This window comes from Dissulfurispira sp., from assembly GCF_036745535.1.
In the GTDB taxonomy this organism is placed as follows: Bacteria; Nitrospirota; Thermodesulfovibrionia; order Thermodesulfovibrionales; family Dissulfurispiraceae; genus Dissulfurispira.
The window spans coordinates 46,971-58,934 of sequence record NZ_DAIOFX010000001.1; the positions used below are offsets into that span (position 1 = coordinate 46,971).

Consider the following 11,964-nt stretch of genomic DNA (forward strand, 5'->3'; position numbering starts at 1 on the left):
AGCGGTGGTCTTGAAGAGACTGTTTCTTTAAACTTTGACCCTTGACCCTTGACCCCGTTAGAAGCGTCGCTTCTAACGGGGTTGACCCTTGACCCTATACTTATCTTCCCATCTTTAACCCTGAATATAAGATATGGATCAAAGGCAATGAAAGAATAGCAGGCTATCTTGTAAGGTCCTTTTACACTCTCAAGAAGGATGGAGTTTGCGCTGCAGCCGAGGGATTCGTAAACAATGTAAGGTTCAAAATAAGGGATCTCGATATAGAGTGGAGGAATATTGCCATTTTTGACTGAATCTAAGAAATCTCTTTTATTTATATTTAACTTCATGTGTAATACGCAAGTTATTGCTTAGCATATGGCAGCAGGTGTGCTGAAAAAGGTGCGGCTTTGATGCACACCTGCTGCCATAGGTTTATGCTGTAAGTATTTCTAAAGAGATAAGCTCCAGTGCCTTGATAGGGTCTTCCTGCTTTAGTATTCCCCTTCCCATGACAATATAATCCGCACCGTTTTTCAGGGCCTCTTTTGGTGTTGCCGTCCTTTTCTGGTCATCAGGAGGAACCCACGAAGGCCTGATACCAGGTGTAACTACAAGGAAGCCCTTGCCGCAGTGCTGCTTTATCATGGAAATCTCATGGGGAGATGCAACAACGCCATCGAGCCCTGCCTTTTGCGCCAGCAATGCTAAGTGCTTTACATGGGTCTTGATTCCATGGGAAACAGAAAGTTCATTCTTTAAAACCCCGTTATCGAGGCTCGTCAGTACAGTAACCCCGATAATCTTCGGTCTTTGAATATTTTCCTTAAGGCATAACTCAGCAACCGAATCCCTGCACCGCTTCATCATATCGAGTCCGCCCGATGTGTGGACATTGAACATGTATACGCCGAGCCTCGATGCTGCAAGTGCTGCCTTTGTGACGGTGTTTGGAATGTCATGGAACTTCAGATCAAGGAATACCTTTTTGCCCTTGTTATGAATATCCTCAACCACCTTTGGCCCTGCAGAAACAAAAAGCTCGAAGCCGACCTTGAATACGCCTGCATAATCACCGAGCATATCCACGATGCTCAGCGCCTGTTTTGCATCCGAAACATCAAGGGCAATTATTAATTTTTCCTTCCACGACATATCACATCCTCGGCAGGGTTATCCCCTTCTGCGCCTGATACTTTCCTGCCTTGTCTTTGTAAGAAACCTCGCAAATCTCAGCAGCCTGTAAAAATAAAAGCTGTGCTATGCCTTCATTTGCGTATATCTTTGCCGGCAGGGGAGTAGTATTCGAAATCTCTATTGTTACATGGCCTTCCCATTCAGGCTCAAGCGGGGTGACATTCACAACAAGACCGCATCTCGCATATGTTGATTTGCCAAGGCATATAACCAGCACATCCCTCGGAATCCTGAAATATTCGAGGGAGCTGGCAAGGACAAAGGAATTTGGAGGGATGATGCAGACATCGCCCTTGTAATCAACAAAGCCCTTGGGGTCAAAGTTCTTTGGGTCAACAACCGTGTTATTTATATTGGTGAATATCTTGAATTCATCCCCGATCCTCATATCATAGCCGTAAGAGCTGACGCCGTATGAAATAACACCCTTTCTCACCTGCTTTTTATTAAACGGCTCGATCATTCCCTTTTGAGCCATCTCCCTTATCCATCTGTCGTTTTTAACCATAATACCCCCTGCTGAGAAGTAGTTGTAAAATATCATAAACAGACTTTTGCAGGCAAGAAAGGTTTATTTATCTGGTAGTAATATCATCAATAGTCTGTTCTGATTTTGTTTGCTGACATGTAATCTTCATCATTGCATGTCTGTAATCCGTTATATCTCTTATTACGCCTACTATGCCTACATTCCCTGACGTGTCCACAACTCTATGTTTAATAACATGAAAATACCTGCTTCCAGAATATTCTTTCCTCTTGATGCTCCCGTACTTCAATGTTTCCTCATCACTTCTTCTGCATTCCTCAGCTACATCCTTTGGCATAAAATCAAAATCTGTTTTGCCAATGATGTCTGTCACCTTAACATTGAAAAGTTTCTCATGGGCTTTATTAGCAATCAAATACCTGAAGTCTTTGTCCTTTAGGAATATAATGTCATTTGATGAACTAATAATACTTTCAAGCCTTCTACGATAATTTTCAATCTCGTCTTCAGCTTGTTTTTGTTCATAGGTATAGCGATGAATTAACAGATAAAGCATCAGCGCAGTTACCATGACATAGAACCATCCCTTGAAGGTCTGCAGTTTGGTGAGCGTTAAGGTGTCTTCAACTATTATGGAAAGCAGATTGTCCGAAATATAGTATCCATAGTCCGCCTATGAAGGCATAGATTATAGCGATTTTCAGAGGAGACAGTCTCATTCTTCCACGGCTTCTGCAATCTCTTTTAAAAGATTGAGGGCATCTTTTGCAGCATCTTCGTCCACCTTCTGGATTGCAAAGCCTGCATGGACAAGGACGTAGTCACCTATCTTTGCATCTTCAGGAAGAAGCAGAAGGCTTATCTCTTTTCGTGCTCCGTAAACATCTACAGTGGCGAGGAGATTATTTATTTCGACAATTCTTGATGGGACAGCAAGACACATTTTACATTCCACTCCTTCAGCTTTCTGATAACCGCATCTATCAATGTCTCTATTTTCCCTTTAATCTCACCTGTCATGTCAAGGCCGACATCGAGGGATTGAGGTTGTATCCCGATAAGGCATATTTCTGACGGAGATATATCCATCAGTTTTGCGGCAAAAAGGACATCCGAAAGATTTATATGATGGACAGAGAGTTTTGAGTTCAGGACGGATGGGATATCGTCATTTTCGATCATCCCGATATGGCCGGGCTCTCTTCCAAAATCAACTGCATCAATAATCAGGACTTTATCGCGTCCTTCAAATATTGGTAGAAGATCGAGGCCCATGGTTCCACCATCAATTATCTCCACATAGGGAGAAAAGGCATACCTTTGTTTTATGGTGTTTGCTGCATGAACCCCGACGCCCTCGTCCCTCAAAAGGATATTACCAAGACCAATAAGTGCTATATTCAATACCTGACCCTCTTTCTTAAAACCAAAATTGAGCTATTCTACAGTTAGAAATATATGTCAGGTGCGGCGAAAAGACTTTAAACTCCGCACTTGTAAAGACATCTATCTTGTATCCGTATTCTACAACATTGGATACTTGTTTGGTGATGCGTTTATAATTCTTTATATACATTTGAACTAACACTTTTTAAAGTCTTTGAGCCGTGCCTGACATATATAAAATCGCCTATCCTTCATAAAACCATTATTCCTCCTCCACTGTCTTATACCCGCTGAATATAGAGCTCATAACACCGCTCCTCTCTGCCCTGTCAAGCAGCCATCCCATATAAACATGGGCAATGGAAAAGGCGATTATCAGCCACATTACGAGGTGGTGATAGAGCCTTAAAGTCTGAGCACTGAACAGCGACAGCATCCAGCCACCCATAAGCTTCCAGAAAAAGCCAACATGGCTCTGTGAGTAAAGGGCAAATCCAGTAAGAATCTCCGCAATGAACAGGATGAATAATCCGAGATACATATAAGTGGCGCAAGCAGTGTGCCCCACCGCCTTAGGCGGCTCCTTTTTCAAAAACAGATAGAACTTTGTTATTTCGATTAACCCCTTAAACTTGCCTGCACTGAAGGGATTAAAGACCCTCCAGCTTGCATACTTATTCCCCGCCAGCGACCAGTATATCCTTATCAGAAAGCTCACTGCAAAAAGATACGCAGCAACAAAATGTATGAACCTCATCCATCCCATTATGTACTGGTCGGTGGAGACGGCATGGATAAATGGATTGCCGATGTAATATCCTGTGATTGACAGAGAGGCTATACTGAGAACATTTATCCAGTGAGTCAGCCTTACAGGAAACTCCCAGACATAAACCCTCTTTAACATGGCCACCCCTTAAATAACTTTGATTTTTGTCACTTCTCTGCCTGCCGCATCAACCACATGAACAGCACACGCCATGCACGGGTCAAAAGAATGAACGGTCCTCAGTATCTCTACCGGCTTATCAGGGTCCGCAACAGGCGTGCCTATCAGTGATGCCTCATAAGGCCCTTTCTGGCCTTTTGCATCCCTCGGCGAGCCGTTCCATGTACTCGGCACAACACACTGGTAATTTGCGATCTTTCCGTCTTTGATTAATACCCAGTGTCCGAGGGCGCCTCTCGGCGCTTCATGGAAGCCATATCCCCTGGCTTCTTTGGGCCATGAAGACGGATCCCATTTGTCTCCATTATGTATGCGATAATCCCCTTTCTTCATATTTGCAGTAAGCTGGTCGAGCCATGTAGACATCATCTCTGCCGTAACCAGAGTCTCGATACCCCTTGCAGCAACACGTCCGAGGGTCGAGAATAACGCCTCAGCGCCTACTCCCAGCTTTTTCAGTACGCTGTCCACAACCTCCTTTACCCTCTTGTGTCCGGATGCATAGGCAACAAGCATCCTCGCAAGTGGTCCGACTTCCATGGGCATATCCTCGTATCTCGGCGCCTTAAGCCAGCTATATTTTTTGTTTGTGTCGAGAAACTCGTAAGGGGGCTTTGGTCCCGTGTATTTAAAACTTGTTTCTCCTTCCCATGGGTGCTTTGCCTTTGCATCTCCCTCTTTGTATTCATACCATGAATGGGTCACATACTCCATAATCTTTGTGTGGTCAACAGGATGGACCTTGCTTAAATCCTTGTTCTTTATAATTCCCCTCGGAAGCCAGAGATTTTTAGTATCAATCGCATTATCATTAGGGAATTCGCCACAGGCAAGGAAGTTCCCGACACCGCCGCCGTAATTTGCCCACTCTTTATAGAATGAGGCAACAGCCAACAGATCAGGAATATATACATTCTCGACAAACTCAAGGGCCTTCTTTGCCAGCCCTGACATGAATGCAATGCTGTCTGCATTTAAGGCATTCTGGCTGTTTGGGTCAATGGGTATAGACATGCCGCCGACAAGGTATGTCTGTGCATGGGGATTCTTTGCACCCAGCAGTGCCTGAATCTTTATCACATCCCTCTGCCAGTCAAGGGCCTCGGGATAATGGGCCACTGCCATGAGGTTTGCCTCAGGCGGGAGTTTATATGCAGGATGCCCCCAGTAAGCATTCGCAAATGGGCCGAGCTGTCCGCTGTCCACAAGGGCCTTTACTTTAGTCTGAATGCCTTTGAAATAGGATGCAGATGACTTGGGCCAATCCGAAATCGACTGTGCAAGCGATGATGTCTTTACAGGGTCAGCCTTAAGGGCGCTCACAATATCAAGCCAGTCAAGGGCATGAAGGTGGTAAAAATGGATTACATGATCCTGAACATATTGTATGCCTGTAATAAGGTTCCTGATTATCCTCGCATTATCTGGTATTACAATCCCCAATGCACTTTCTACCGCTCTCACGGAGCTGGTGGCGTGAACCGTTGTTCAGACGCCTCATATTCGCTGGGTAAATGCCCATGCATCTCTCGGGTCCCTGCCCTTAAGGATAATCTCTATTCCCCTGAACATGGTGCTGGATGACCATGCATCCACCACCTTGCCGCCTTCTACCTGTGCCTCGATCCTCAGATGACCTTCAATCCTCGTGATAGGGTCAATTGCTATTTTTGCAATAAAAAACCCTCCTCGTTATTTTCATTTACTCTCGCCGCTTTCCTTTTTCTTTGCAGAGCTTGCTATAGCGTGTGCTGCCACGCCGGCTGCTGCTGCCGCTGCTATGCCGAGACCGATCTTATCGGCAGTCGTCTCAACACCAAAGCCCGGAACCTTCGGGAGCCTTCTGTAAAACGGCGTCATTGTATCCCAGAAATTGGGTGTTGCACATCCTATGCAGCCATGCCCTGCCTGTACAGGCCAGCTCGTCTTTTCATTGTATTTCATCGTTGGGCAATTCTGATAAGCTGCCGGGCCTTTGCATCCCATTTCATACAGGCACCATCCGAGCCTGTGGCCCTCGTCTCCCCACTGTCTCACAAATTGCCCTGCATCAAAAAATGGGAGCGCCTTTCGCAATTGTCATGGATCCTCTTGCCAAAGCCGAAGTATGGACGGCCAAGACCATCGAGGGTGGGCAAAGAGCCGAATGTAAGATAATGGACTATAGTTGCCGTTATATTCTCCACATTCACAGGACATCCCGGAAGATTGACGACTGTTCCGCCCACAGCCTCTTTTACGCCAACCGCACCTGTGGGATTGGGATTTGCAGCAGGGATGCCTCCATAAGCCGCACACGTTCCAACCGCAATCGTTGCGAGGGCATTGCCGCAAACCTCCTTTGCAATATCGATGGCTGCCTTGCCTCCAACACAGCAGTACACGCCGCCGTCTTTTAAGGGAATAGAACCCTCCACAACAACAAAGTATTTACCCTTATGATTCTTAACCACATCCATCAGGGATTTCTCGGCCTGCTTTCCTGCCGCAGCCATTATGGTTTCATGATAATCCACGGATAAAATATCCAGTACTATCTCCGCAATCGTAGGCTTGTTTGCCTTGAGCAGGGCCTCGGTATCGCCTGCGCAGTCCTGATATTCAAGCCAGACAAGGTATGGTTTCTGTTTCTTTTCGAGGGCTTCTGCTATCTGCGACACAAAGCTCGATGGCAGTGCAGAATTTCATAAAGTCCCTTCTCGATACCCCTCGTCGCGAAAGACCATCAAACAGATTATCGTCCTGCATAAAACCCCTCCCCTCAAGGAATTTTTATTTTGAAAAAAGTTTAGGGCATGATATGCCGATTGTCAAGAAATTTCCGGCAGTGTAATTTTTAAATAGTATTGCACCTGCTAATTAGAAATTAATTTCCAACATCTTTTGCTATAATCCCTCATGGACATCGTCCCGGAACCTCAATGGGAAAGACTGCTCGAAAAGCTGATAAGACACATGGGCACTTCCATGTTAATCGGCGCCACTGATTCAGGCAAATCCACCCTCGCAAAATACCTGATAAAGAGGCTGGTATCGGAAAACATCAAGGTCTCTCTTGTTGACTCTGATGTCGGACAATCATCCCTCGGCCTGCCCGGGGCTATAAGTATGAAGATTTTCTGCGGTCAAAAAGATGTTGAAGATTTCAGGTTTGAGCGGATGATTTTCATAGGCTCCTCTAATCCTGCAGCAAAATTCCATCTAATGATCCACGGGACAAAGAGGATGGTGGAAATCTCTAAAAAGAGGTCTGAAGTAGTCATCATAGACACAACAGGTCTTATTTCAGGCGGACTTGGAAAGGCATTGAAGATCGGCAAGATAAAGGCTGTAAAGCCTGACCATATAATTGCAGTCCAACGGGATGACGAGCTTGAACATATATTGAACTTGATTGAAAACGTATCCATTCATCGCATTGCAGCATCACGCATGGCAAAAGTCAGAAGCAGGGAATATCGTATCAGATACAGAAAGAAGAAGTTTGCCGATTATTTCGCCAAAACAAAAATTTCTGAGTTTTCATTAAATACAAGGGATGCCGAGTTCTTTTATAACAATAAACCCTTCGGGCTCAAAGACAGGGATTTTGAGGAAGGCACAATAATCGGCCTGAATCACAATGAGGACACGATGGCATTGGGAATTATCACCGAAATAGCAGACAATTCCATTACATTTAGATCACCGATAAGATCACTAAAAGGAATCAACAGAGTGGTATTTGGGAACATAACAATGGAATTGGAGTAGCTCCAATACTCCATCACTCCAACACTTCAGCCTTTATCCTTTCCCTCGCTATATACGCCTGTCCAAGGGATATGCCTGCGTCATTGCAGGGAACCTTCTCATTGGTATGGACATTGAATCCGAGGGCTGAAAGCTGACTAACCGTGCCTTCCAAAAGATATTCGTTCTGAAAAACGCCGCCGCTTAGTGCAACTTCTTTTATCCCGTATTTTTTGCTTATGCGATTGACAGCTTCTGTTATTACGTTGATCATTGTATTATGGAATTTGGTAGCAATGAGACCTTTGTCCTCCTTGAGTTTTACATCTTCAATTATCTGCAAAATCATCTTCGAAAAATCCACAATTATCGGTGAATGAGTAGATGGGTGAATGGGTGAATGGGCATTCATGTCTAAAAATTCAAAAGGATATGCTTCCTGCAAATTCGAATTTCGAATCTCGAATTTCGAATTTTGTATAATGCTTTCCAACGCTATTGCAGCCTCGCCTTCAAAGGTATTTTTATCGCATATCCCTGCAATTGCAGATACTGCATCAAACAGCCTGCCTGCGCCTGACGAGAGAGGAGAAAATTGTTTGTTGCCGAGAAGCTTTAAGATGTTTTCAATTTTGTCTTTTCCGTACTTTTCAAGAAAACCTATAAAGTCGAGCCAATCCCAAACACTCCTGACTGCTGACTGCTGACTGCTGACTGCTTTTGCAATATAACTTATCGCTGTTCTCCAGCACTCCTTTATAGCCCTATCGCCGCCGGGCAGCGGAATGTATTTAAAATGGGCAGCCCTCTCAAACCCCTTTAAATCACAGATAAGGAATTCTCCACCCCAGAGATTTTTATCCGTGCCGTATCCTGTACCGTCAAGGGCAACCCCTATGACCTTATCCTTCAAGCCTTTTTCTGCCATAACAGACGCTATATGCGCATAATGGTGCTGAATGCCGTAAAAAACAGGCAATGGGCGATGGGTGATGGGTGATGGGTATTGGAAATTTAAGATTTGGGATTTGTGATTTGTTTGAGATTTGAGATTTGAGATTTGAGATTGCAACAGCACCCACTGCGTGGATAAATAATTGGGATGCAGGTCATAGGCAATGGCAACAGGATTTGCCCTGTAAACCTGTTTAAGATTATTCAGGGTTTCCTCAAAAAAAATCAGTGTCTCAAGATTTTCCATATCACCGATATGCTGGCTTACAATGGCATAACTACCTCTTGTGATTGTAAATGTGTTTTTAATATCAGCGCCACAACCAAAAACATCAGGGCCGTCATCATTCAGTTGAATCGGCTCCGGCACATAACCCCTCGCCCTCCTTATAAACTGGCGAGGTTTAATCACTGAATCATCCACCCTCATGAAAATATCCCTGTTATGCAGGAGAAATGCATCTGCAATATCTGAGAGTTTTGATACCGCCTCGTCATTGCTTATAATTATCGGCTCCTCTGACAGGTTGCCGCTTGTCATAACAAGGGCATCAAAACAGTGACGAGTGACAGGTGACAAGTGACAAGTTAAAGGATAATAAAACAAAAGATAATGTAAAGGTGTATAGGGAAGCATGAAACCAAGATATTTGTTATTCGGAGCAATTTCGTCAGGCAGTTCCTTGACCTTTAGCCTTTGACCCTTGACCCTTTTCTTTAAAAGCACTATCGGCCTGCGTCTATCTGCAAGCAGTTTTTCCTCTTCATCAGAAACCTCGCAGAATTGTCTGACGGCTTCCGTATCAGGAGACATAAGGGCAAAAGGTTTATTGCTGCGTCTCTTCTTCTCCCTTAATCTCCTGACAGCATCTTCATTCTCAGCATCGCAGCAGAGATGAAAACCTCCGAGGCCTTTAATTGCAATAATCGCTCCCTGCTTTAATAATTCTATCGCTGCCTCTATCGGATCCGAAGTCTCGTCAATTTGAAATTTGAAATTTGAAATTTGAAATTCAAATAGTTGTGGCCCGCATTCATGACATGCATTGGGCTGCGCATGGAATCTGCGATTAAGAGGGTCATTGTATTCCGAAAGGCATTGAGGACACATATCAAATACAGACATTGTTGTGTTGGGTCTGTCATACGGAACCCGCTGCGTTATCGAATATCGCGGCCCGCAGTTTGTGCAATTTATGAATGGATAAAGATGGCGTCTGTCAGAAGGGTCGAGCAGTTCTTTCAGACAGTCATCGCAAATGGAAATATCCGGCGAGATAAGCGTAAATCTCCCGGCATCGATACTCTCAATGATCATAAAATCCTCATAGCCGTTAAGAGGCAGCTCCTCTGTCTTAATGCTGTCTATTCTGGCAATCGGAGGGCACTTATTCTGGATGGATTGAAGAAATTCATTGAGAGATTCTCCTTCAGCCTCGATGATGACGCCATCGGATGTATTTTTTACATGCCCCTTGAGATTAAGACTTTTTGCGAGATTATAAATAAAGGGCCTGAAGCCCACGCCCTGAACAATGCCTTTAATCGATATGCGAAAACGGCTCATGTAACCTTTTTAACAAATATCTCCTTTGCAAGTTCAGGGTCTATGGCAATGGTGGTCTCATCCACCTGAAGGACGATGGACGGCCTCTTCTGTATCAACTTTATTACCGTTCCCGGGATAATTCCAATGGAGCTTAAACGTCCTATCCTCGCAGCCTCTGATGGCGTGATGAATAATATCTTTCCCCTGTGCCCGACCTCAAAATCAGCAAGCCTTACAACAACAGGCTGTACATCCACCCTGCATTTCTTGCAGCACTCTCCCCTCGGAATGGGCTTTCCATGAGGGCATGTAGGAGGATGTCCCAAAAATGTGCATACACTGTCCGTGAGTTCTTCGCTGAGTATATGCTCCATCTTGCAGGCATCTTCATGAACAACGTCTCCTGAAAGGTCAAACACATCGGTAAAAAGCCTCTCTGCAAGCCTGTGCCTTCTTATGAGCCCTTTTGACAGCTCATTGCCTTTATCAGTAAGCCTTATATTATTGTCATCGACAGTGACCAGTCCTTCATGGATCAGTAATTGAATCAAGGAATCAACATCAGAGTCATCAGAACTTAATTTAAACCTCTTTATGCCAGAGACTCCTTCCTCGCTCAATTCCCACAAAAGCTCCAGTGCTTCGTCAATCCTCTCCTTTTCCATCACACCTCCTTAAAACGGTAATGGTAAATCCATAACCTTTTGAAAACTCTTCCTGTGTATAGGACATGGGCCGTATTTTTCTATTTTATCAAGATGTGCTTTGGTTGCATAGCCCTTATGTTTATCAAACCCGTATTGCGGATAGATGGAGTGATACTTGATCATGATGCCGTCCCTCACAACCTTCGCAATAATGGATGCAGCGGCAATGGAGGCGCTTTTTGCATCGCCCTTAATAATAGGCATCTGTTTTATTTTTATGGACGGGATGGTAAGGGCATCTATGAGGATTATATCGGGCTTGCCGGAATTATTTGTTAAATCCATCACTGCATTGTGCATTGCCTGTCTTGTGGCCCTCAGTATATTAATACTGTCAATTTCCACGGAATCAATGATACCGATGCCTATGTCCAATGCATTGAGCAGTATGGCCCAGAAGAGATCTTCCCTCTCTTTTTCAGGTATCTTCTTTGAGTCCCTTATGCCCTCAATTCTGATATTATCGGGCAGGATTACAGCAGCCGCTACAACTGGCCCTGCCACAGCTCCTCTGCCGGCCTCATCAATCCCCGCAATCATGCTGAATCCATTTTTCCTGATGGATTCGTCATATTCATAAAGGTCTCCCGAGAAATTTCCTGATGGAAATTTCTCGTGTCGGATTAGAGACCTGTTCCGCATAGTTATGCGCTGGCTACTGTTTCTCTTGCCTTTTCTTTTACCTTTGACTCTTTGCCCTTCTTGCCTCTGAGGTAGTAAAGCTTTGCCCTCCTCACATCACCCTGCTTTACCACCTCTATTTTGTCAATGGAAGGCGAATGCACAGGGAATATTCTCTCAACGCCCACACCAAAGGAAATCTTCCTTACGATAAACGTCTCACGTACGCCGCTTCCTCTGCGGGAGATCACGACTCCTTCGAAGGGCTGAAGCCTTTCTTTGTCTCCCTCGATAACCTTCACATATATTTTGACGGTATCTCCCACATTAAAGCCGGGTATCTCTTTCTTGTAACCCTCTTCTATTGTTTGTATCATATTCATACATTTCCTCCAGA

The 11,964-nt window shown here is 44.6% G+C and carries 11 protein-coding genes and 3 pseudogenes; 1 reads left to right on the top strand and 13 read right to left on the bottom strand.

Features of this window, described 5'->3' with window-relative positions:
• From V7L97_RS00240 to V7L97_RS12795, 9 genes and pseudogenes are all read right to left on the bottom strand, one after another.
• Positions 1-332 (bottom strand): annotated as a pseudogene (locus tag V7L97_RS00240) (hypothetical protein); the annotation flags it as partial.
• Between the two features lie 85 nt (positions 333-417).
• Positions 418-1,137: an orotidine-5'-phosphate decarboxylase gene (gene pyrF, locus V7L97_RS00245; protein ID WP_333652096.1), complete on the bottom strand. Its 720-nt coding sequence runs from the start codon at positions 1,135-1,137 to the stop codon at positions 418-420.
• Between the two features lies 1 nt (position 1,138).
• Positions 1,139-1,687 (bottom strand): dCTP deaminase, encoded by a 549-nt coding sequence (dcd, locus tag V7L97_RS00250; RefSeq protein ID WP_442891708.1) that lies wholly within the window; start codon positions 1,685-1,687, stop codon positions 1,139-1,141.
• Between the two features lie 67 nt (positions 1,688-1,754).
• On the bottom strand, positions 1,755-2,240 hold the full coding sequence (locus V7L97_RS00255; RefSeq protein WP_333652098.1) for a PAS domain-containing protein: 486 nt from the start codon (positions 2,238-2,240) through the stop codon (positions 1,755-1,757).
• 144 nt (positions 2,241-2,384) lie between these two features.
• Entirely contained in the window at positions 2,385-2,612 is a 228-nt protein-coding gene (locus tag V7L97_RS00260; protein WP_333652100.1) for a HypC/HybG/HupF family hydrogenase formation chaperone, read from the bottom strand.
• Complete coding sequence (locus V7L97_RS00265) at positions 2,576-3,073, bottom strand: HyaD/HybD family hydrogenase maturation endopeptidase (protein ID WP_333652102.1); 498 nt, start codon at positions 3,071-3,073, stop codon at positions 2,576-2,578. The genes V7L97_RS00260 and V7L97_RS00265 overlap by 37 nt, the downstream gene beginning before the upstream one ends.
• Positions 3,074-3,317: 244 nt before the next feature.
• Positions 3,318-3,962: a Ni/Fe-hydrogenase, b-type cytochrome subunit gene (cybH, locus tag V7L97_RS00270; protein ID WP_333652104.1), complete on the bottom strand. Its 645-nt coding sequence runs from the start codon at positions 3,960-3,962 to the stop codon at positions 3,318-3,320.
• Positions 3,963-3,971: 9 nt separating this feature from the next.
• Positions 3,972-5,681, bottom strand: a pseudogene (locus tag V7L97_RS00275) (nickel-dependent hydrogenase large subunit).
• 21 nt (positions 5,682-5,702) lie between these two features.
• Positions 5,703-6,752, bottom strand: a pseudogene (locus V7L97_RS12795) (hydrogenase small subunit).
• A 150-nt stretch (positions 6,753-6,902) separates the two neighbouring features.
• Between V7L97_RS12795 and V7L97_RS00290 the strand changes: the two are divergent.
• Positions 6,903-7,757 carry a Clp1/GlmU family protein gene (locus V7L97_RS00290; protein WP_333652110.1) on the top strand — a complete coding sequence of 285 codons (855 nt, stop codon included), beginning with the start codon at positions 6,903-6,905 and terminating at the stop codon, positions 7,755-7,757.
• A 13-nt stretch (positions 7,758-7,770) separates the two neighbouring features.
• Here the strand turns inward: V7L97_RS00290 and hypF are convergent, their stop codons facing one another.
• From hypF to rplS, 4 genes are read right to left on the bottom strand one after another with little or no spacing between them, the layout of a single operon-like run.
• On the bottom strand, positions 7,771-10,257 hold the full coding sequence (gene hypF / locus V7L97_RS00295) for a carbamoyltransferase HypF (protein WP_333652112.1): 2,487 nt from the start codon (positions 10,255-10,257) through the stop codon (positions 7,771-7,773).
• Positions 10,254-10,904 carry a metal-dependent transcriptional regulator gene (locus V7L97_RS00300; RefSeq protein WP_333652114.1) on the bottom strand — a complete coding sequence of 217 codons (651 nt, stop codon included), beginning with the start codon at positions 10,902-10,904 and terminating at the stop codon, positions 10,254-10,256. The genes hypF and V7L97_RS00300 overlap by 4 nt, the downstream gene beginning before the upstream one ends.
• Positions 10,905-10,913: 9 nt before the next feature.
• Entirely contained in the window at positions 10,914-11,588 is a 675-nt protein-coding gene (locus V7L97_RS00305; RefSeq protein WP_333652117.1) for a ribonuclease HII, read from the bottom strand.
• A gap of 2 nt (positions 11,589-11,590) precedes the next feature.
• The gene (gene rplS / locus V7L97_RS00310) at positions 11,591-11,950 is read right to left on the bottom strand and encodes a 50S ribosomal protein L19 (protein WP_333652119.1); all 360 of its coding nucleotides are present in this window, start codon (positions 11,948-11,950) and stop codon (positions 11,591-11,593) included.
• Positions 11,951-11,964 lie beyond the last annotated feature (14 nt).

Coding starts and splice junctions, on each gene's coding strand:
- pyrF (WP_333652096.1), bottom strand. CDS start 1,137: ATGTCGTGGAAGGAAAAATTAATAATTGCCCTTGATGTTTCGGATGCA.
- dcd (WP_442891708.1), bottom strand. CDS start 1,687: ATGGTTAAAAACGACAGATGGATAAGGGAGATGGCTCAAAAGGGAATG.
- V7L97_RS00255 (WP_333652098.1), bottom strand. CDS start 2,240: ATGGTAACTGCGCTGATGCTTTATCTGTTAATTCATCGCTATACCTAT.
- V7L97_RS00260 (WP_333652100.1), bottom strand. CDS start 2,612: ATGTGTCTTGCTGTCCCATCAAGAATTGTCGAAATAAATAATCTCCTC.
- cybH (WP_333652104.1), bottom strand. CDS start 3,962: ATGTTAAAGAGGGTTTATGTCTGGGAGTTTCCTGTAAGGCTGACTCAC.
- V7L97_RS00290 (WP_333652110.1), top strand. CDS start 6,903: ATGGACATCGTCCCGGAACCTCAATGGGAAAGACTGCTCGAAAAGCTG.
- hypF (WP_333652112.1), bottom strand. CDS start 10,257: ATGAGCCGTTTTCGCATATCGATTAAAGGCATTGTTCAGGGCGTGGGC.
- V7L97_RS00300 (WP_333652114.1), bottom strand. CDS start 10,904: ATGGAAAAGGAGAGGATTGACGAAGCACTGGAGCTTTTGTGGGAATTG.
- V7L97_RS00305 (WP_333652117.1), bottom strand. CDS start 11,588: ATGCGGAACAGGTCTCTAATCCGACACGAGAAATTTCCATCAGGAAAT.
- rplS (WP_333652119.1), bottom strand. CDS start 11,950: ATGAATATGATACAAACAATAGAAGAGGGTTACAAGAAAGAGATACCC.